This is a genomic window from Serratia sp. LACPHL-BACT-2024-00286, from assembly GCF_043109535.1.
Lineage (GTDB): Bacteria > Pseudomonadota > Gammaproteobacteria > Enterobacterales > Enterobacteriaceae > Serratia > Serratia sarumanii.
In genome coordinates this window covers 53,313-73,830 of record NZ_JBICNA010000011.1, presented here as the reverse complement: position 1 = coordinate 73,830, position 20,518 = coordinate 53,313, and the positions used below count along the sequence as shown (strand labels likewise).

Below are 20,518 nucleotides of genomic sequence, written 5' to 3'. Positions count from 1 at the left end.
CCTGACAGCTGACAAAAACGGGTTCAATTAGGTACACGCGTGATACTGGAGATGAATATGACGAGCGATCGGGAAGCGCTGTTGCAATTTTCGCAGGCGTTCTGTGAAGAATTGAGCGACGACGATGAAGGGTTGAAGCGTGAGGTCCTCGCGCATGCGGGCAACCGTTGGTCGCTGGGGGTATTGCATATCCTGGGCACCCACGGGCCGCTGCGCCACGGCGAAATAGGCCGCCAATTAGCGGGCGTGACGCAGAGAATGCTGACGCGGACGCTGCGCCATCTCGAGCGGGACGGGTTGATATCGCGCTGCGATTATCAGGAAAAGCTGCCCCGCGTGGTTTACACCATCACCGACGCGGGGGAAGAGATGCTGCTCAACATGCTGCCGCTCTGGTCGTGGATTATCGCCTCCGCCGATGCCTTCAGGGCGGCCCGCTCGCACTACGATGATCAAGAACGTCACGCCACCGAGAGATGACTGCGGGCCTCCCTGCCCGTGGGGCGGCGTTCAGCCGCCGCCCAGATAGGCCTTTCTCACCTCCGGATCGTTCAACAGCTCCTGGCCGCTGCCGGTGAGGCGGATCTGGCCGTTGACCATCACATAGCCGCGATCGGACAGCTTCAGCGCGTGGTTGGCGTTCTGCTCCACCAGAAACAGCGTCATGCCGCTGCGGGTCAGTTCGCGCAGCACGCCGAAGATCTGCCGCACCACGATCGGCGCCAGCCCCAGACTCGGCTCGTCCAACAGCAGCAGCTTCGGCCGGCTCATCAGCGCGCGGGCAATCGCCAGCATCTGCTGCTCGCCGCCGGACAGGGTCATCGCTCGCTGGTTGCGCCGTTCCTTGAGGCGCGGAAACAGCTCGAACATGCGCTGCAGATCCTCCGCCAGATAGCGGTTGCCGACGGTGATGGTGCCCATCAGCAGGTTCTCCTCCACGCTCATGTCCGGAAAGATGCGCCGCCCTTCCGGCGCTTGCGCGATGCCGCCGGCCGCCACGTAGTGCGTGGAGCGGCGGCTGATGTCCTCGCCGCCAAACAGGATCTGCCCGCCGGCGATGCGCGGCTGGCCGAAGATCGACATCAACAACGTGGACTTGCCCGCGCCGTTGGCGCCGATCAGCGCCACCGTCTCCCCGGCGTTGACCTGCAGCGACACCTTGCGCAGCGCCTGGATCGGCCCGTAAAACACGTCCACTTCGCGAAATTCCAGCATCGCTTCGCTCATCCCGCCAGCTCCTCTTCGTCCGCGCCCAGGTAGGCGGCGATCACCGCCTCATTGTGCTGGATCTCCTGCGGCGTGCCGCGGGCGATCACGTCGCCGTGATCGAGCACGATCACCCGATCGGAGATCTCCATCACCATGCCCATGTCATGCTCGATCAGCAGCACCGTGATGCCGTGATGCTGGCGCAGGAAACGGATGATGCGGCTCAGCGTGGCCGTTTCCACCGGGTTCAGCCCGGCGGCCGGCTCGTCGAGGCAGATCATCTCCGGCGCGGTGCACATGGCGCGCGCGATCTCCAGCCGCCGCTGCTGGCCGTAGGACATCTCCCCAGCCAGCCGGTTGGCGCAGTCCACCAGATCCACCACCTCCAGCCAGTAGAAGGCGTGATCCAGCGCGGCGCTCTCCGCCCGGCGGTAGCCCGGCGTATTCAGCACCCCGGCGATCAGGTTGCGGTTGCTCTGCATGTGCTGCGCCACCAGCAGGTTCTCCACCACCGACATTTCGCGGAACAGGCGGATATTCTGGAAAGTGCGCGCCAGCCCGGCGCGGTTGACCAAATGAGTGCCGCCGAACATCTTGTAATAGAGGCGCGAGCCGAGCCGCTTCGGGCGTATCCAGTCGCCGGCGCGAAACTTCTGCCCCAGCACCTGGATCACGTCGGTCGGCCGCTTATGGGTATTGAGCAGGATCGCGCCGCCGCTGGCGCGGTAAAAGCCGGTCAGGCAGTTGAACACCGTGGTCTTGCCGGCGCCGTTGGGGCCGATCAGGGCGGTGATGGAGCCGCGCTCCACCTCCAGATTGACGTCGTTCAGCGCCTTGATGCCGCCAAAGCGCATCATCAGGTGCTCCACCCGCAAAATGGCGTCGCTCATGGCGCCACCCCCTTGCGCTCGGCGAAGCTGGCGCGGCTGATGCGCACCAGCCCACGCGGCCGCCAGATCATCATCGCCACCATCAGCACGCCGAACAGCAGCACCCGGTATTCGGCGAAGCTGCGCAGCAGCTCCGGCGCCACCGTCAGCACGAAGGCCGCCAGCACCACGCCGAGGGTGGAGCCCATGCCGCCCAGCACCACGATCGCCAGGATCAGCGCCGACTCGAAGAAGGTGAACGAGGTCGGGTTGACGAAGCCCTGATAGGTGGCGAAAAACACCCCCGCCAGCCCGGCGGTGGAGGCGCCCAGCATAAAGGCCGACAGCTTCACCAGCACGTGATTGAGCCCGAGAGAGCGGCAGGCGATCTCATCCTCGCGCAGCGCCTCCCAGGCGCGGCCGATCGGCATGCGCGTCAGCCGGTGCTTGATGTACAGCACCAGCAGCACCACCAAAAACAGCACCGCATAGATGAAAATGAACTTGAGGTTGGGGTTGTAATCGATGCCGAGAAACTCGTGGATCGGCACCCCGCCGTCTTTGGCGCGGCGGCCGAACTCCAGGCCGAACACCGTCGGCGCCGGCACCGAGACGCCGTTCGGCCCGCCGGTGAGCGACATCCAGTTGTTCAACACCAGCCGGATGATCTCGCCGAACCCCAGCGTGACGATCGCCAGGTAGTCGCCGTGCATGCGCAGCACCGGAAAACCCAGCAGCGCGCCGGCCAGCGCCGCCATCAGCGCCCCCAGCGGCAGCATCGCCCAAAACCCCAGCCCGAGGTACTGATAGCCCAGCGCCAGCCCGTAGGCGCCGATGGCGTAAAACGCCACGTACCCCAGATCGAGCAGCCCCGCCAGCCCGACCACGATATTCAGCCCCAGGCCGAGCAGCACGTAGATCAGGCCGAGGATCGCCACCGTCAGCAGGTATTTGGTGGCGACGAACGGGAACAGCAGCGCGATCGCCGCCATCAGCGGCAGGAGCCAGCGCAGGTTGGATTTATAGCCCAGCGGCCGCACGTAAACGCCGTCGTTGCCACCGTCGAAGCGCGCCAGCACCCTGCGCCCCGGCGCGGTTTGCAGGAACAGGCTCAGCAGCAGCCGCCCGGCCATCACCGCGATGATAATCCACACCAGCCGGTGCGGTTCGAAGTTAAAGCTGTAGCCGTTCAGCACGATGCCGACGATCGGCCCGAACACGATCAGGGCGATCAGCCCGGCCAAAACGGCGTCCAGCAGGCTGCGTTTAACGTCCAGCCCGCCGTGGATCACGGATTGCGACATGGCGTTCTCCTTAAACCTTGGCGATCAGCGGCCGGCCGAGCAGGCCCTGCGGACGGAAGATCAGGATCGCCACCAGCAACCCGAAGGAGAACACGTCCTTGTAATCCGAGTTCACCATGCCGGCGAACTGCGCCTCCGCCACCCCGAGCAGCAGCCCGCCCAGCATGGCGCCCGGCAGCGAGCCGATGCCGCCCAGCACCGCGGCGGTGAAGGCCTTGATGCCGATGATAAAGCCGACGTAAAAATCGAAGGTGCCGTAGTTCATGGTGATCAGCACCCCGGCCAGCCCGGCCATGGCGGCGCCGATCACGAACACCAGCGAGATCACCCGATCGGTATTGATGCCGAGAATCGAAGCCATTTTGCGATCCTGCTGGGTGGCGCGGCAGATGCGCCCCAGGCGGGTGCGCTGAATGATGTAGGTGAGGATCGCCATGCCGAGCAGCGACGCCACCAGAATAAACACTTTGGTGTAGGTGATTTGCACCACGCCGCCGTCGAACTCCAGGCGGAACACGCCGCTCAGCAGCGTTGGGATGCCCTGCTGGCGCGGCCCTTGGCTTATCTGCGCGTAGTTTTGCAGGATTAACGACATGCCGATGGCGGAGATCAGCGGCGCCAGGCGGGTGGAGTTGCGCAGCGGCTTGTAGGCGATGCGCTCGATCACCCAGCCGTACACCCCGGTGATGACGATGGTGAACACCAGCGTGCCGAGGATCAGCAGCGGGAACGAGTGCAGCCCGAAGAACGACAGCAGCGCCAAACCGATGGCGCACAGGTAGGCGGAGATCATGTACACCTCGCCGTGGGCGAAGTTGATCATGCCGATGATGCCGTAAACCATGGTGTAGCCGATGGCGATCAGGCCATACACCGCACCGAGGGTCAGGCCGTTGATCAGCTGTTGCAGAAAGAATACATCCATAATGAGCAGTCTCGCCTGGTAAGGCCGCCAACGCAGTCCGACGCGGCCCAAAGGTCATCGCGGAACGGGCTCGCCAGAGCGGCGAGCCCGTCGGTCATAGGGTTACAACTTCAAGGTTCGGCCGTTTACAGCTGGTGATATTTGCCCTTGTCATCCCATTGGTAGACCACGTAGTCCGAGACCTTCAGGTCGCCCTTCTGGTCCCAGGCTTTTTTGCCCATCACGGTGTCAACGTCGTGCGACTTCAGCCATTCGGCGGCCTTGGCGCTGTCTTTGCCGCCGGTGGCGTTGAAGGCGGCGGCGATCGCCTGGATCGAGGCGTAGGAGTAGAGGGTGTACCCTTCCGGCTCAAAGCCGCTGGCGCGGAACTTGGCGATCACCGCCTTGCCTTCCGGGATCTGACGCGGATCGTTGCCGAAGGTCATCAGCACGCCGTTGGTGTACTGCGGCCCGCCGGCGGCGGTCACCAGTTCTTCGGTCACCACGCAGTCGCCGGAGAAGAACTTGGCGGTCACGCCCTGCTCGCGCATCTGGCGCACCAGCGGCCCGGCTTCCGGATGGCAGCCGCCGAAGTAGACCACGTCCGGCTTGACCGAGGCGATCTTGGTCACCAGCGCGTTGAAGTCTTTCTCGCCGCGCGACAGCCCCTCATACAGCACTTCCTTAACCCCGCGCTTGTTCATCGCCGCCTTCGCCGCGTCCGCCAGCCCCTGGCCATAGGTGTCTTTATCGTGGATCACCGCGATGCGCTTGGCCTTCAGGGTGTCCAGCATGTAGTTGGTGGCGATCACGCCCTGCTGATCGTCGCGCCCGCACATGCGGAACATGGTCTTCATGCCGCGCTCGGTGATCTGCGGGTTGGTGGAGCCGGGGGTGATGGCGATGATGCCGGCCTCGTCATACACCTCGGAGGCGGGCATGGTGGAAGAGGAGCAGAAGTGGCCGACCACCGCCGAGACCTTTTCCTGATCCACCAGCCGGTTGGCGACCGCGACCGCCTGTTTCGGTTCGCAGGCGTCATCCCCCTGCACCAGCTTGATTTTTTCCCCTTTGATGCCGCCGGCGGCGTTGATGTCCGCCGCCGCCTGCGAAGCCCCGCGCCAATACTGATCGCCATAGGTGGCGTTCGGCCCGGAGAACGGCCCGGCGACGCCGATGACGATATCGGCCTGCGCGGAAAACGCCGTACCTAAACAACCGATGAGCAAAGCAGCGAGCGGACTTTTTATCAATTTAGATGACATTGTTATCTTCCTCAGCACTGTTGTAGCGAAACGCCCGGGGGCGCGGATCAGTCACTTTATGTGTAGACGGGGAAAATAATTTTCTTGAGAGCGCAGTCGCATTCCCCAAAAATGGGTAAGCAAAAATCCAGCCATTGTGACGACGAATACATATTATTTGCTTATTCATCCTACATATCAGTTGCGGCGCGGCGTTTGACGGGATTAGCGGGGGGATAAGCCGTACGGCTAAGAGGGAAGGTGCAGGATAGCGAGAGTGACCCTGCACCATCGCCGTGCAACGGCTTGTGCAAGCGACGTCAAAACGATTTGGGATGCAAAAATCAGCGCATAGCGATGGAAAATGCCGAAAAACAGCGCAAGGTGCTCATTCCCTCAGCAAACGCGCTTTTTTTGCAGTTTAGCGCTTTGACAAACCCCAGGCGCCCCGCTATTATTCGCCCCGTTCCAACGATTCCTCTGTAGTTCAGTCGGTAGAACGGCGGACTGTTAATCCGTATGTCACTGGTTCGAGTCCAGTCAGAGGAGCCATATATAGAAAAGCCCGCTCAGGGAAACCCGAGCGGGCTTTTTGCTTTTGGTTTTCCGGGCAATGGCGGAGATGCCAGCGGCTATCCGAACATTGCTACACAACCATAACCTATTAAAGTAAATCACATAAAGTACGGTTTATTACCGTCAGTACCCGGCTGGTTAACACCGATATTTTCGCCAATGTGTCTCTCAGGCTCATCAATAATGTCGGCAATTAAAGCGGCGACGCTCTTACGCGATACGATCGTCCCTTTGAACGGCTCATCGCGAGTAGTGAGTTCATAATCAACCTTGTCTTCATCCGTTAACCAGGCCGGGCGCAGAATGGTGTAATTCAGCCCCGAGGCTTCAATGGCGTCAGCCGCCCGCCGGAATGGCTTGAGGGGTTCACCAATAATCGTACGATTCCATTCACCGAATTTTCCCGGGACTTCATCGTAAATCCCCAGCGAAAGAACAAAGATCAGGCGTTTGACGCCGCAGGCCTGCATGGCGGCAATCACCGCCTCAGCCTGCGCATCCAGATCCTCCCCCGTCAGGTTGGCATACACCAGATCCTGGCCCTGTATCGCTTGTTCCAAAGCGGATCGGTTCAATACATCGCCGATAAAGATCCGCGCGTTGGTCGGATGCGAATGGATTTTTTCCGGCCGGCGAGCGAACAACGTTTGCACGACTGCCGGTTCATCCGCCAACCGTTCGATAACATGACAGGCGATTTGACCGCCTGCGCCAAGGATCAGGACATTCTTCATGGTCTTCTCCATCGATTATTCGCCCAGGTGCGCGGCGAAAAACGGCAACACCTTGTCCAGCGCTTTGCGAACGGCTTCCGGTTTGTCATACAGCTCGTAATGTGAAAAGTCCGCTAACGACACCAGCTCGCGATGTGCTGAAGCCGTTGCGCGTCCATAGACTTCCATACCATCGCGATAGGCGCCAAAGGCGCCGACTTTCTCACCCACCACCACCATCACCGGCTGAGTCAGCAGCACCTCGGTAAACGCGAAGGCATCCCAGGCCAGCGTTTTTTGCGCGTGCGAGAACAGCATGCGCGTTGCCCCGCCCGGCTGCTGACCGCGCGCGGTCTTGTAATAGTCCGTCGCTTCAAAAACATCGCGCTCTGTGAGCCCGTGGGCAGTTGCCGCCTCCGGGCTGGCGGGCAGCAATTCGTTCACCTGGAGCTCACCGCCGCGCGCTTCAAGGGTGCGCTGCGCAGCCATCGCGTTCAGCGCCGCTAGCGGATCGTAACTGCTGAAGCCCTCGCGGAAGAGTCGCCCAATATTAACGCCAGTGATGCTCACCACGGCTTTGATGCGTTTCTCCGTCAGGGTGGCATTGACGGCATAGCCGCCACCGCCGCAAATGCCCAGCACGCCGATACGATCCGCATCGACATACGGCAAGGTGACGGCGTAGTCGATGACGCGGCTGATGTCCTCTACGCGCTGAGCCGGATCTTCTATCCAGCGCGGCGCTCCGCCGGATCTGCCCTGAAAACTGGCGTCATAGGCGATAACGACGTACCCCTGCTCCGCCAGCGCTTTGCCATAAACATTGCCGGAGGTCTGTTCCTTACAGCTGCCGAAAGGATGGACGCTGACCACCGTCGGGTAACGTCTAGATTCATCAAACCCCAGCGGCAGCTGAATGTTGGCGGCGATGTGCCAGGCCATATCTGCATTTTGGATGCGGACGTTTTTCATTACAGCGTCTCCTCAAAGAACGGTGCCAGGACGGAAACGGCTTCGGCGACATAGGCTTTGCCGTCATACAGATCCATATGGTTAGCGCCTTCGACGATGTGGTAGCGCTTATCATTGCTTGATGCACGATCGTATAAGTCATCGCTCATCCATTTACTGCCCGCCACGCTACCCGCCACGATCTGCATCGGCTGGGCCAGATACACTTCAGCCATGTGGTAGGCGTCGTAGGTAATGATCTGGTTGAGACTGCGAAGTGTCGCATAGCCAGGCGCCGTCGGATATTGCGCGCGCGGAGTGTGGTAATACTCCCAGGCCTGGCGCAGCTCTTCGTTCGGCGCATCGGATTCTTTCATAGGCGCCAGCGGCATGGTGGCATGTTCACCGCTGTTGATATCGCCGGTACGGGCGTTGGAGCCGGCCTCAACATACGGCAGCGCATCAATGGACTTCACATTGTTTTCCCACCCGTTGCGAAACATCGAGCCGATATTGACGGCGCTGACGGTGCCGATCGCCTTAATGCGGCGATCCTGGATCGCGGCGTTGGCGGTATAGCCCGCGCCGGCGCAAATCCCCATTGCGCCAATGCGCGCATTCTCGACATAAGGCAACGTGGTCAGGTAGTCAATCACCGCGCTGACGTCTTCGGTACGGATATAGGGGTTTTCCAACTGACGGGGGACGCCGCCGCTTTCCCCCTGGTAAGAGGCATCGTAGGCTACGGTCACAAAACCCTGCTCTGCCAGTTTTGCGGCGTAGGTGCCGGCGGTTTGTTCTTTCACGCCGCCGCCCGGGTGAGAAACGACGATGGCCGGATACTGGCGGCTCGCGTCGAATGCCGGCGGGAAGTAGAGCACGGCAGAGAGATCAATCATCGGGTTATTGCTATTAGTGAAGCTGATTTTCTGGTTCATCATCCGGTTCCTCGTAGGGGCTATCGGTTAACTGCAACGTTTGGTGTTATCACTATAGATATTGAACATTCAGATGATTAGACCCAAAATCATGATTGAACCTATCATTTAAATGATTAATCAACTGAGCGTGAAACAGAGATGAAACGTGATGAGATAGCCGATCTGGTGGCATTCGTCGTGGTCGCGGAGGAACGCAGCTTCACCCGGGCCGCCGCCCGCCTGGGCATGGCGCAGTCGGCGTTAAGCCAGATAGTCCGGCGCATTGAAGAACGGCTGGGGTTTCGTCTGCTGACGCGCACCACGCGCAGCGTGGTCCCCACCGAGGCCGGAGAGCAACTCTTATCGACCCTTGGCCCTATGCTGCATGATTTAGATGCGGTCATGACCTCGCTGGGCGACCTGCGCGATCGGCCATCCGGTACGATACGCATTACCACGGTTGAACATGCGGCAAAAACGCTGTTGCTGCCGGCCATGCGCACGCTGTTGAAATCCCACCCTGAAATTGACGTACAGCTCGTCATCGATTACGGCCTGAGCGATGTGGTCGCCGAGCGTTTCGATGCCGGCGTCCGTCTGGGGGGAGAGATGGATAAAGATATGATTGCCGTGCGTATTGGGCCTGACATTCCGATGGCGATCGTTAGCGCGCCTGATTATCTTGCCCGACGAGGCACCCCGACATCGGTGGCGCACCTGGTCGACCATCAGGCAATTAACCTCTATCTTCCCACATCGGGCACCGCCAACCGCTGGAGACTCATCCGCGGCGGGCGTGAAGTCCGGGTTCGCATGGAAGGCCAACTCTTGTTAAACACCATCGACCTGATCCTGGATGCCGCTATCGACGGGCACGGCCTGGCCTACCTACCCTACGATCAGGTACAGGCCGCCATTGATGAAAAAAAGCTCGTCCGCGTGCTGGATAAGTTCACCCCGGATTTACCGGGATATCACCTTTACTACCCGCATCGCAAACACCCAGGCTCTGCCTTTTCCCTGCTCATTGATGTGCTGAAGTTTAATGGAACATAAACCCCGAAGTTGCGTTCTGCCGCCAGAATTCGCTCTGACAGCACACCGACATCAGAAGAGCCATATTTAGAAAAGCCCGCTCAGGGAAACCCGAGCGGGCTTTTTGCTTTCACGCTAAATGCGTCGACAGGCAACGTTACTCTTTGGCTATCGGCGCGGCATTTTCATCAATTTTTACCTTACCCTGAATATCAGCAATCTTCTTCTCCAGATCCGCCACCTGCGCTTTGCTGTGCAGCAAGGTATAGGTCAGATCAAACTGCGCACTGGCGCCAGGCTGCAATTGCTTAACGCGTTTTTGTTCGCGCTCGATGGTGACCGGGTAGGCATAGCTGGTGCCCGGCTCAATCCCCGTCACATATCCCTGTTTTAACGTATCGGTATTCTTCCACAGCGTCAGGACGGGCAATTGGCGGGTATCGAACTGAATCGCCACCCCTTTGTCGCCCGCGTGATTGACCAGCGCCGCCAGTGTCTGATGATTCGGATCCGATAATGGCTTAATGTTAAAGACCATTTCATCGAACCCTTTGGTGGGGCCGGCATAGGTTCCCCAGGTCTTCAACCCGGCTTTGGCATAGTCGTTAAACGGGCTGATGCTGGCCATCGGCGCCAGGAAGCGGGCGCCATTTTCCAGAATCGGCGCGCCGAAATTGCTGTGGTAGATAATCTGGTAGTCGTGGGGATAATCCGCCCGGTTGGTTAACACATCATGCAGGCTGAAACTGTTGCTGCCGGGTACGTAGCGCAGTTCGGTCAGGGTTTGCAGATCGGCTTTTTTGAATGTGCTCTCTTTGATCAGGCCGCGAATACGAATTTCATACGGCGCCGTATCCGCTACCTCGACCTCAACCAGTGAGGCCGGCGTATTGCCCGCTTTACCGTGCAAGGTGTAAATCTGCCCTCCTTCGGTCACCGGATGACCGGTCCACTCATAGCCGCAGCGCACCATCATCTCATTGAAACCTTCCAGCCAGCCGAGCCCATTGCGGCTTTCCAGGTTGATAAAGGTGGGGTTGACCACCTCTTTGACCGGGGAATCCCATCCCATCTTCGCGCCAAATCCTTCCGCCCGCAGGAGGTTCATGCCGCGCGTGGGACTCAGCGTGATGGTCAGGCCATCCTCGCTGCGGATAATCACGACTTTGCTGCCTTCCTGCTTGCCGCCGTGCAACACTTTCTGCTCAATGCTGAACGTTTTATCCTTAACCTTCAGCGCCTCACTCGAAATCTTCCAGTTTCCTTTCTCCACGCCATCTTCAGCGCTGGTCAGCACCCAACTCTGCGCCGCCGCCTGCCCTGAAATCAGAGCCGAAAACACCGCCATAACCCACGTTTTCTTCATTTCCCTTCCCCTTTAGCTGAATCGATTTTTTACTCACGAGAAAAATCTACTGTTAAGCAGGTTAAAGAAATGTGATGAACTTCACCGGGTGAATATTTGAATAAATAGTGCGATAGAAATACGAATTTGTTCGCAGTTTTAATGAAACACGTTGAGCCATTGCACGCTAAATGAGCGATTCATCAACATAAGTCGTATCGTTTCAGCTTTGAGCAGGGGAGGGTTTATCGCGAAGGTACGGCGGGTGGCTTGTTAACGCTATCTGGCTCAAACGGCAGCGCCCATCCAGCCAGCTCGCCTTGAGCCTCTTTGCTTTCACGGCTGCCTCCTGATATCGGAGGCGCCATATTGCGAACAGCCCGCTCAGGGAAACCCGAGCGGGCTTTTTGCTTTTTTGCCGCTAGCGCTTACAGCACAAATTCGTAGTGAGAGCCGTCCGGCAGTTCAACATCCAGGCGCAGCTTGCCGCCGGCCGCCTCAACATAGCGTTTTAGCGAAGACAGTTTCAGATCGCGGCCCGGTTTTTCCATCACGGCAACGGTCGGTTGCCGGATACCCAGCGCCTGCGCCATTTCAACCTGCGTTTTCTGCACCTTCTCGCGCAGCTCGGCAAGGTGGATGTTCAGCATGATGTCCGCCGCCAGCGCTTGCGCTTTGGCCACGACCTCGGGCTTTTCATCCGCAATAAGCTGTTCCAGCGTTCTGCCCATCGCGTCACTCCTTCTCGTTTAATGTGTTCAGCCCGTTATCGAACGCATTCGATGCTTTATTTCTCATACGGGGTGCCCTGCACTATAGCCTAATGACTATATAGATATAAAGCTATAAAAGAGGGACGCATAGGTGGCCAGCCCTTGCCGCGATGCTAAACGCGTATTCAGGTGTTTTTGCCCATACCGTGCGAGGCATTCACCTTTTTACGAGCGGTAACGGACAATCGGTCAGAGGCACGGGGCGTTTCCCCGCCGCCCCTTTATGAACCCTGTCACAAAATGCGCATAACGTTTTCGGCGCTCTGCGCAGCGGGCGGTGAGCGATAAGTTTGTTAACGCCACGTTACATCAGGTTAGGCAACATTGTTAACGGCGATTGATGCGCCAAACGCATCGCGCCATGCGTTTATTGCGCTTATTTAGTTTATTTTCCTGAGCGAGTCTTCAGCAACAGGCGCGGCGTCAGGCGCCAATAGCAAACTGGAGATAAAGATGCATTCCTCTACCTCACCCATGACCACCCGGGCCAAAGCCGGCGCGATCCTGCGCGTCACCTCCGGCAACTTTCTGGAACAGTTCGACTTCTTTCTGTTCGGCTTTTACGCCACCTACATCGCACACACCTTTTTCCCGGCCAGCAGCGAGTTCGCCTCGCTGATGATGACCTTCGCGGTATTCGGCGCCGGTTTTCTGATGCGCCCCATTGGCGCTATCGTGTTGGGCGCCTACATCGATAAAGTCGGCCGCCGCAAAGGGCTGATCGTCACCCTGTCGATCATGGCCGCGGGCACCTTCCTGATCGTATTGATCCCCTCTTACCAGAGCATCGGGCTTTGGGCGCCGCTGCTGGTGCTGTGCGGGCGCCTGTTGCAAGGCTTCTCGGCGGGCGCGGAGCTGGGCGGCGTGTCTGTCTATCTGGCCGAAATCGCCACGCCGGGCCGTAAGGGCTTCTACACCAGTTGGCAGTCCGGCAGCCAGCAGGTGGCGATCATGGTGGCGGCGGCCATGGGCTTCGCGCTCAATGCGGCGCTGGAAGAAAGCGCCATTCGCGAATGGGGCTGGCGCCTGCCTTTCCTGTTCGGCTGCCTGATTGTTCCCTTCATCTTCTTGCTGCGCCGCAAGCTGGAAGAGACGCAGGAATTTACCGCCCGCCGCCACCACCTGGCGATGCGCGACGTGTTTAAAACCCTGCTGAAAAACTGGCCGGTGGTGATCGCCGGCATGCTGATGGTCGCTATGACCACCACCGCGTTTTACCTGATCACCGTGTATGCGCCAACCTTCGGCAAAAAGGTGCTGTTGCTCAGCGCCTCCGACAGTTTGCTGGTCACCCTGCTGGTGGCGATCTCCAACTTCATCTGGCTGCCCATCGGCGGCGCGCTGTCGGATCGCTTCGGCCGCAAGCCGGTGCTGGTCGCCATGACGCTGCTGACGCTGGCCACCGCCTACCCGGCGCTGAGCCTGCTCGCCGCCGCCCCCAGCTTCAGCATGATGCTGGCCGTGCTGCTGTGGCTGTCCTTCATTTACGGCCTCTACAACGGCGCCATGATCCCGGCCTTAACTGAGATCATGCCAACGGAAGTGCGGGTGGCCGGCTTCTCGCTGGCCTACAGCCTGGCGACGGCGGTGTTCGGCGGCTTTACGCCGGTGATCTCCACCGCGTTGATCGAATACACCGGCGATAAGGCCTCACCGGGCTACTGGATGAGCTTCGCCGCGCTGTGCGCCTTGCTGGCGACGCTGTATCTGTATCGCCGCATCGCCATGCCGCTGCAAACCGCGCGCTAACGCGCCATCGCCATAAGGAATCATGCCATGCAAAAACTCACTCGTTCGATCCTCGCCGCGCTGGTGTGCGCCTCCTTCAGCACCGCGGCGCTGGCCAAAGACGTGACCGTGATGATCTCCGGCGGCTTCAAGGCCGCGCTGGAGAAACTGGCCCCGGAATATGAAGCCCAAAGCGGCGACAAAATCATTCTGGTGTCCGGCCCTTCCATGGGGAAAACGCCGCAGGCGATCCCCGCGCGGCTGGCGCGCGGAGAGCAAGCCGATGTGGTGATCATGGTGGGCGACGCGCTGACCCAACTGGACAAAGGCGGCTGGATCCAGCCGGGTTCGCGCGTAGAGCTGGCCGATTCGCCGATCGGCATGGTGGTGAAACAGGGCGCGCCCAAGCCGGCGATAAAAACGGATGCCGAGCTGCGCAATGCCTTGCTGCAAGCCGACTCTTTCGCCTATTCCGACAGCGCCAGCGGCCGCTACGTCAGCGGCCAACTGTTCAAAAAGCTGGGCATCGAGGAACAGGTGAAAGGAAAAGCGCACATGGTTGAGCGCATTCCGGTGGCCTCTGAAGTGGCGCAGGGGAAATACGCGTTGGGCTTCCAGCAGGTCAGCGAATTGCTGCCCGTGGCGGGCGTCACCTTTATCGGCGAACTGCCGGAAAACGTGCAGTACATCACCCGCTTCGCCGGCGCGGTAACGGCCAAGGCGGAACATCGCCGCGAAGGCAAAGCGCTGCTGGAGTTCCTCGCCTCCTCTCAGGCACAGCCGACCATTCGCGCGACCGGCATGCGAAGCGTGCCGGCGCAGCAGCCGGTCAGGCAGAGTGATACCGTTCAGTAATCAGCTTTTCCAACTCGGCGGCGACGAAAGACTGCATGCGGCCGCCGCGCCGGATCAGGCCCACGCTGCGTTTCACCACCGGATCGACCAGCGGCACCGACGTCAACACCGAATGCTCTGAAGCGGGCATCGACATGGCGGGCACGGCGGCAATGCCGATGCCCGCCTCAACCATGCCCAGCATGGTCGTCACATGGCGAGTTTCGCATACGCTGGGGCGCTCCGGCACGAGGTGTTCCAGGCGCTGATCGAGCAGATTGCGATTGCCGGAGGTTTTATCCAGCGACACGTAATCCTGCTGATAAAATTCCCGCCAGGTGAGGCTCTTTTTAGCGGCGAGCGGATGGTCGCGCCGGCAGGCGGCCACGTAAACGTCCCCCACCAACGGCACAAATTCAAGGTTAGGCTGCAGCCGCCCGGCAAAGCAGATGCCGAAGTCAGCCTGGCCGCCGGTGACCGCCTCAATCACATTGCCCGCGCTGCCGTCGATCAGCTTGACGCGCACGCGCGGATAGCGAAGCCGGAAACGGCGTATCACGTCGGGCATGAAATAGTAGGCCGCCGACGGCACCGTGGCGACGGTGACCAGCCCGGTACGCTCCTGGCTGACCTTATCGATATCGGCCAACACCGCTTCGACATTCATCAGCAGCTGATCCGAACGCTCGGCAAACGCCTGCCCGTACAGCGTCAGCGTCACGCGCCGGGTAGTACGATCGAACAGTTTGCTGCCCAGCGCGTTTTCCAGCTTCTCAATCCTGCGGCTCAGGGCCGACTGCGACAGGCAGATGGACTCCGCGGCCAGCCGAAAATTGCCGTACTCCACCAGCGCGCGGAAGGCATAAAGATCGTTGAGATCAAAATTCACGGGCATAGCGGCCGACTCTCCTTGCTGAACGCAAAACATCGATGATAACCGCTTAGAGCGCCACGGCAACCGGCCTGGCAATTGAGCCACCCAAGCCCTTATCGCCCCAGCAGCACCATTCCCCAAATAATGATAGTCATCACCACCGCCACCAGCTGCGCAGCGCCGCCCAGATCTTTAGCGCGTTTGGATAACGGATGTAATTCCAGCGAAATGCGATCGACCACGGTTTCAATCGCCGTATTAAGCAGCTCAACCACCAATAGCAGAAAACTGCAGGCGATTAATAACAGCCGTTCTATATTTGTAATATCTAAACCAAATGTAACAACCAGTAAAATGGCGTTAATAACCAATAATTGGCGAAACGCATCTTCGGTAAGCACGGCGTCAATAAATCCGGCCCAGGAATTCCTTATGCTGTAGATTAATCGGCTTATTCCTTTTTTCTTTTCCACAGGCATGCAATCAGCTCTCGTCAATACTGCCACAATCACTCGCGAATAAATCACGCGGCGTGAATTTATCTCGAGTTTATTAATTAAAGGCCTTAACCGTTCTCTTCCCGGAGGCGATGCATGCACTCACGCGCCGTCACCCTGCCCCTGAAACGGCACCGCCCGAAAATGCCCCGGCGCGGTTATTATTCTGAGAACGTGAAAAGGCGATGCGTTATCAGCCGGTTAAAGCGTTTTCTCGTATAAGCGGTAGCGCTTATAGGGAACCGCGCCGATGCGTTCTAAAATCGTCCGCATGCCGGTATTGGTTTCCAGGATCCACGACATTTCCAGCGCGTCGATATTGCGCTTGGCGAAAGGCTCGCGCAGCGCCTCAATCAGCAGCAACGCAATAATCGGCCCGATGCGGCTGAATTGATATTCCTGGCGCACGCCCATCAACGGCACGCGCGCAGTGCGCACGCCGCTGACTTTCAGCCGCCACAAGAGCTTCGCCCAGCCAAGCGGCAATAACCGCCCCTGCAGATCGGCAATCGCTTCGTTGATGTTCGGCAGACCGACGATAAAGGCGCAGGGGGCGCCATCCACCTCGGCGATATGGATCATATCGTCGGGCACCAGGAACTTCAGCTGATCCCCCATGGTGGCGAACTCGTGCTCGGTGAACGGGACAAACCCCCAGTTATGCTGCCATCCGGAGTTGAACACCTCGCGCAGCACCTGCATCTCCTCGCGAAAGCGCTTGCGGTTGAGGCGGCGAACGGTCACCTTTTTGCGCACCTGATCCATCATCCGGGTTAACGACGGCGAAAAATGCAGGTCGGTTCTTTTCATCCAATAGGCAAGCAAATCAATCCCTTCGCTGTAGCCCTGCTGCGCTATTTGCGCCGCATAGTAGGGCTTCGCGTGTGTCATCAGGGCGGAAGGCGGCGTATCGAACCCCTCGACCAACAGGCCGCTTTCCTGATTGATATTGAGGCTGAACGGCCCGGTGATTTTGCGCGCGCCTTTCGACCTCAGCCACTCCTCCGCCACCGTGAATAAGGTGCTGAAAACGGCGGGATCGTCAACGGCGTCAATCATGCCGAAGTGGCCGGTATCCTCGCCATGCAACTCCCGGTGCAGAGCATCGATTTGCGCCGTGATGCGCCCAACGACTTTGCCCTGTTTTTTGGCCACCCATGCCTGCCATTCAATGTGGTCGGTGCCGGGATTCTTCTTTGACAGATGCTCTTCGCGCTCTACATGCAGCGGCTCAATCCAGTTCGGATCATCGCGAAACAGTTGCGAGGGGAAAGCAATAAATTCTTTAAGTTCGCGTTTACTCAGAACTTTCTCAACACGGATCATAAATAGCCTTACGTTTTAATAAAATAATTAAATAAGCACGCGACAACGCCTTTAGCATTTTTTATGCTGTTCTCATTTATTGGATTGTGTATTGCCTCCGGTTCAATGATAAGAAAAACCGAATAATACCCCCTGTGAAACAGCGCATTATTGCGCCCGACATTCACCCTGTGATGTCCGTAATTGATAAAAAAAGGAAACAGAAAGCGGCGCAGCCAGGCTACGCTAATGGTGCTCTTTTATTATTTCGTGCTGTTACGGCAAAAGAAACTCGCCGCTTTTAGTGTACCGACTTTAATCAGGAGGTGTGCCGCCATCTTTACCACTTAATGCTCTTTTTAAGATTAGCCTTAAATGAATCGTTCACTTTTGGATTTCTTGCGGCATACTGTTTAGGAAGTGTTTAAGTTCCAAGATAGCCATGCATGAGGTCATAACCTATGAGCCGACAGTTATTTCCTGCCCGAAAGAGACAGGCTAAAGAACGGCGCAGCCCGGATATTACAATAGTCTCACGTATATCGCCAGGGTGCCGCTCAAGGCTGACAACACGGGCTACTCACGCTCTGCCCGGTTAATAACCGGCGTGCCCTCAAGCACGGCAATATACGCTGTTCGCGGAATGAAGATGGTTGAATAACAAACTTATTCAAAACCTATTCATAGTAAAACATCAATTACCTCGCCAAGAGTGATTTTCTCTTTTGGTGATTTTTAATCTATGGCTAAGTTTGTCTATGTCTGAAACAAGTTCCGTTCATTCTCTTCCTATGCGCTATGCGGACTTCCCCACTTTAGTGGACGCGTTGGATTACGCGGCGCTGGGCAATACGGGAATGAATTTTTACGACCGTCGCAATCAACTCGTGACCGTTCTCGAATATCGCACGCTGCAGCAAAAAGCGATCTCGGGCGCGCGGCGTTTATTGTCCCTGAAACTCAAGAAAGGCGATCGCGTGGCGCTGATCGCCGAAACCAGCGCGGGATTCGTCGAAGCCTTTTTCGCTTGCCAATACGCCGGCCTGGTGGCGGTGCCGCTGGCGATCCCGATGGGCGTGGGCCAGCGCGACTCCTACACCGCCAAGCTGAAAGGGCTGATCGCCAGCTGCAACCCCGCGGCGATCGTCAGCAGCGAAGAGTGGACGCCGCTGATCGCGTCGGCCACGGAAAACACCTCGGCGCTGCACATCCTCAGCGACGCGGACTTTAACGCCTTGCCGGAGCCGGAGATCGCCTTGCCGGCGCCTTCGCCCGACGATATCGCCTATCTCCAATACACCTCGGGCAGCACCCGCTTTCCGCGCGGCGTGATCATTACCCAGCGGGCGGCGATGGCGAACCTGAACGCGATCAGTCGCGACGGGATCAAGCTGCGCGCGGGCGACCGCTGCGTTTCGTGGCTGCCCTTCTATCACGATATGGGCCTGGTCGGTTTCCTGCTGACGCCGGTGGCGACCCAGCTGTCCGTCGATTATCTGCGCACGCAAGATTTCGCCATGCGCCCGATGCAGTGGCTGAAACTGATTGCCAAGAATCGCGGTACGGTGTCCGTCGCCCCGCCGTTCGGCTACGATCTGTGCCTGCGCCGCAGCAACGCCAAAGAGCTGGCCGATCTGGATCTTTCCAGCTGGCGGGTCGCGGGCGTGGGCGCCGAGCCGATCCCGGCCGAGCTGCTCGGCCAGTTCGGCGAACACTTCAGCAGCATCAACTTCGACAGCAAAGCCTTCATGCCGTGCTACGGCCTGGCCGAGAACACCCTGGCGGTGAGCTTTTCCGACCCTTGCTCCGGCCCGCAAACCAACGCGGTCGACCGCGATATTTTGGAGTACGAGGGTAAAGCGGTCGCGCCCGGCAAGAAAACCCGCGCCGTCTCGACCTTCGTCAACTGCGGCCGAGCGCTGCCCGGCCACCGCATCGAGATCCGCAGCGAAACCGGGCAACCGCTGCCGGAACGCCAGGTCGGCCATATCACGATCTCCGGCCCCAGCCTGATGAACGGCTATTTCTGCGACGACGAGTCCCAGCAGCAAATTCAGGTGACCGGCTGGATGGATACCGGCGATCTGGGCTACCTGCTGGACGGCTATCTGTACGTCACCGGCCGCAAGAAGGATTTGATCATCATTCGCGGCCGCAATATCTGGCCGCAGGATATCGAGTACGTCGCGGAATCCGAACCGGAAATCCGTTCCGGCGATGCGATCGCCTTCGTAACCGAAGAGCACGACGAAGCGGCCAGGATCATTTTGCAAATCCAGTGCCGAGTCAGCTCGGAAGAACGCCGGGAACAAATCGTGCGTTCGCTGAGCGCGCGCATTCAAAGCGAGTTCGGCATCGCGGTGGACATCGAGCTGCTGCCGCCGCACAGCATTCCCCGCACATCGTCGGGCAAACCCGCGCGCGCGGAGGCCAAAAAACGCTGGCTGAGCGCCTCGCTCTACCCGCACATGCCGCAGTTGGCCGGTTTCGCGCAATGAGCGGCACGGTGGCAGTGACGGGCGCGACCGGTTTTATCGGCCGGCACATCGTCCAGGAACTGCTGGCGCAAGGGTTTAACGTGCGCGCCCTGACGCGGCGCGCGGGAAAAGCCGCCGCCGACAACCTGCAGTGGATCCCCGGCGCGCTGGAGGATCGGCCCTCGCTCACCGAGCTGGTGCGCGGCGCGGAGTGCGTCGTGCACTGTGCGGGCCAGGTGCGCGGGCATGCGGAAGCGGTGTTCACCCGCTGCAACGTGACCGGCAGCCTGAACCTGATGCAGGCGGCCAAACAGAACGGCCGCTGCCGTCGCTTCCTGTTCATGTCGTCGCTGGCGGCCCGCCATCCGGCGCTGTCGTGGTACGCCCATTCGAAACAGGCCGCCGAGCAGCAACTCATCGCCGCCACGGGCGATATTGCGCTGGGGATTTTCCGCCCGACGGCGGTTTACGGGCCCGGCGATAAAGAGCTGAAACCGCTGTTCAACGGCCTGCTGCGCGGCGTGCTGCCCCGGCTGGGCGCGCCTGACGCCAGGCTCTCTTTTCTGCACGTGAGCGATTTGGCCAAGGCGGTCAGCCAATGGGTGCAGGCCGAACCCGCACAGCCAAATATTTACGAACTGTGCGACGGTGTGGTCGAAGGCTATAACTGGCTGCGCCTGCGGGACATCGGCGCCGCCGTGCGTCACGGGCCGGTGCGCCTGGTGGGCATTCCGCTGCCGCTGCTGAAAGCCCTGGCGGATATCAGCGTGGTGTGGAACCGCCTGGTAAAACAGGAGCCGATGCTGACGCGCAGCAAAATACGCGAATTAACCCATCACGACTGGTCCGCCAGTAATCACGCGCTGTCGCAACAGATTAATTGGTTTCCACAGGTAAGTTTGGAGCGCGCGCTGCGCGAAGGGCTGTTTTAATTATTCCAAATAGAGGTGTGTCAACGTT

19 protein-coding genes and 1 tRNA gene are annotated in these 20,518 nt (G+C 59.1%); 7 read left to right on the top strand and 13 right to left on the bottom strand.

All coding sequences use genetic code 11. The features are described from left to right. Positions 1-57 precede the first annotated feature (57 nt). A complete protein-coding gene (locus ACF8MC_RS23840; protein ID WP_048321785.1) occupies positions 58-480 on the top strand; it encodes a helix-turn-helix domain-containing protein in 423 nt (140 codons plus the stop codon). A 30-nt stretch (positions 481-510) separates the two neighbouring features. Here the strand turns inward: ACF8MC_RS23840 and ACF8MC_RS23835 are convergent, their stop codons facing one another. The 5 genes from ACF8MC_RS23835 to ACF8MC_RS23815 all read right to left on the bottom strand — a co-directional run bounded on the left by ACF8MC_RS23835 (position 511) and on the right by ACF8MC_RS23815 (position 5,551). Further along, positions 511-1,227, bottom strand: a complete 717-nt coding sequence (locus ACF8MC_RS23835) for an ABC transporter ATP-binding protein (protein ID WP_033647952.1) — start codon at positions 1,225-1,227, stop codon at positions 511-513. After that, positions 1,224-2,099, bottom strand: a complete 876-nt coding sequence (locus ACF8MC_RS23830) for an ABC transporter ATP-binding protein (RefSeq protein ID WP_033635209.1) — start codon at positions 2,097-2,099, stop codon at positions 1,224-1,226. Before ACF8MC_RS23830 ends, ACF8MC_RS23835 begins: the two co-directional genes overlap by 4 nt. Next, positions 2,096-3,382: a high-affinity branched-chain amino acid ABC transporter permease LivM gene (gene livM / locus ACF8MC_RS23825; protein WP_033635210.1), complete on the bottom strand. Its 1,287-nt coding sequence runs from the start codon at positions 3,380-3,382 to the stop codon at positions 2,096-2,098. Before livM ends, ACF8MC_RS23830 begins: the two co-directional genes overlap by 4 nt. A gap of 10 nt (positions 3,383-3,392) precedes the next feature. Next, a complete protein-coding gene (locus ACF8MC_RS23820) occupies positions 3,393-4,307 on the bottom strand; it encodes a branched-chain amino acid ABC transporter permease (RefSeq protein ID WP_004928592.1) in 915 nt (304 codons plus the stop codon). 125 nt (positions 4,308-4,432) lie between these two features. After that, positions 4,433-5,551: a branched-chain amino acid ABC transporter substrate-binding protein gene (locus ACF8MC_RS23815; RefSeq protein WP_033647954.1), complete on the bottom strand. Its 1,119-nt coding sequence runs from the start codon at positions 5,549-5,551 to the stop codon at positions 4,433-4,435. 455 nt (positions 5,552-6,006) lie between these two features. Between ACF8MC_RS23815 and ACF8MC_RS23810 the strand changes: the two genes are divergently transcribed. Next, positions 6,007-6,082 (top strand) — tRNA-Asn (locus ACF8MC_RS23810). Positions 6,083-6,204: 122 nt separating this feature from the next. On the opposite strand, the gene ACF8MC_RS23805 is transcribed toward ACF8MC_RS23810, so the two are convergent. From ACF8MC_RS23805 to ACF8MC_RS23795, 3 genes are read right to left on the bottom strand one after another with little or no spacing between them, the layout of a single operon-like run. Continuing rightward, a complete protein-coding gene (locus tag ACF8MC_RS23805) occupies positions 6,205-6,840 on the bottom strand; it encodes an SDR family oxidoreductase (protein WP_033655222.1) in 636 nt (211 codons plus the stop codon). 15 nt (positions 6,841-6,855) lie between these two features. Next, entirely contained in the window at positions 6,856-7,791 is a 936-nt protein-coding gene (locus tag ACF8MC_RS23800) for an alpha/beta hydrolase (protein WP_164104896.1), read from the bottom strand. Then, positions 7,791-8,711, bottom strand: coding sequence for an alpha/beta hydrolase (locus ACF8MC_RS23795; RefSeq protein WP_164104897.1), 921 nt, complete (start codon positions 8,709-8,711; stop codon positions 7,791-7,793). The genes ACF8MC_RS23800 and ACF8MC_RS23795 overlap by 1 nt, the downstream gene beginning before the upstream one ends. Positions 8,712-8,849: 138 nt before the next feature. On the opposite strand from ACF8MC_RS23795, the gene ACF8MC_RS23790 reads away from it, so the two are divergent. Further along, the gene (locus tag ACF8MC_RS23790) at positions 8,850-9,746 is read left to right on the top strand and encodes a LysR family transcriptional regulator (RefSeq protein WP_033655219.1); all 897 of its coding nucleotides are present in this window, start codon (positions 8,850-8,852) and stop codon (positions 9,744-9,746) included. A 136-nt stretch (positions 9,747-9,882) separates the two neighbouring features. Here the strand turns inward: ACF8MC_RS23790 and ACF8MC_RS23785 are convergent, their stop codons facing one another. Continuing rightward, on the bottom strand, positions 9,883-11,091 hold the full coding sequence (locus ACF8MC_RS23785) for an aldose 1-epimerase family protein (protein ID WP_164104898.1): 1,209 nt from the start codon (positions 11,089-11,091) through the stop codon (positions 9,883-9,885). A gap of 407 nt (positions 11,092-11,498) precedes the next feature. Further along, entirely contained in the window at positions 11,499-11,801 is a 303-nt protein-coding gene (locus ACF8MC_RS23780; protein WP_033635213.1) for an XRE family transcriptional regulator, read from the bottom strand. Positions 11,802-12,296: 495 nt separating this feature from the next. Here ACF8MC_RS23780 and ACF8MC_RS23775 point away from each other — a divergent pair, with 495 nt between their 5' ends. Beyond that, positions 12,297-13,592 (top strand): MFS transporter, encoded by a 1,296-nt coding sequence (locus tag ACF8MC_RS23775; protein ID WP_103829662.1) that lies wholly within the window; start codon positions 12,297-12,299, stop codon positions 13,590-13,592. 27 nt (positions 13,593-13,619) lie between these two features. After that, complete coding sequence (locus tag ACF8MC_RS23770) at positions 13,620-14,426, top strand: substrate-binding domain-containing protein (RefSeq protein WP_164104899.1); 807 nt, start codon at positions 13,620-13,622, stop codon at positions 14,424-14,426. On the opposite strand, the gene ACF8MC_RS23765 is transcribed toward ACF8MC_RS23770, so the two are convergent. From ACF8MC_RS23765 to ACF8MC_RS23755, 3 genes are all read right to left on the bottom strand, one after another. Continuing rightward, the gene (locus ACF8MC_RS23765; RefSeq protein ID WP_060436491.1) at positions 14,401-15,300 is read right to left on the bottom strand and encodes a LysR family transcriptional regulator; all 900 of its coding nucleotides are present in this window, start codon (positions 15,298-15,300) and stop codon (positions 14,401-14,403) included. The genes ACF8MC_RS23770 and ACF8MC_RS23765 overlap by 26 nt on opposite strands. 92 nt (positions 15,301-15,392) lie before the next feature. Further along, on the bottom strand, positions 15,393-15,758 hold the full coding sequence (locus tag ACF8MC_RS23760; RefSeq protein WP_164104900.1) for a diacylglycerol kinase: 366 nt from the start codon (positions 15,756-15,758) through the stop codon (positions 15,393-15,395). Positions 15,759-15,977: 219 nt separating this feature from the next. After that, a complete protein-coding gene (locus tag ACF8MC_RS23755) occupies positions 15,978-17,102 on the bottom strand; it encodes a hypothetical protein (RefSeq protein WP_039565146.1) in 1,125 nt (374 codons plus the stop codon). A gap of 737 nt (positions 17,103-17,839) precedes the next feature. Here ACF8MC_RS23755 and ACF8MC_RS23750 point away from each other — a divergent pair. Both ACF8MC_RS23750 and ACF8MC_RS23745 read left to right on the top strand, forming a co-directional pair. Beyond that, entirely contained in the window at positions 17,840-19,579 is a 1,740-nt protein-coding gene (locus ACF8MC_RS23750; protein WP_033655213.1) for a fatty acyl-AMP ligase, read from the top strand. Then, a complete protein-coding gene (locus ACF8MC_RS23745) occupies positions 19,576-20,490 on the top strand; it encodes an NAD(P)-dependent oxidoreductase (protein ID WP_164104901.1) in 915 nt (304 codons plus the stop codon). The genes ACF8MC_RS23750 and ACF8MC_RS23745 overlap by 4 nt, the downstream gene beginning before the upstream one ends. The last annotated feature ends 28 nt before the right edge of the window (positions 20,491-20,518 follow it).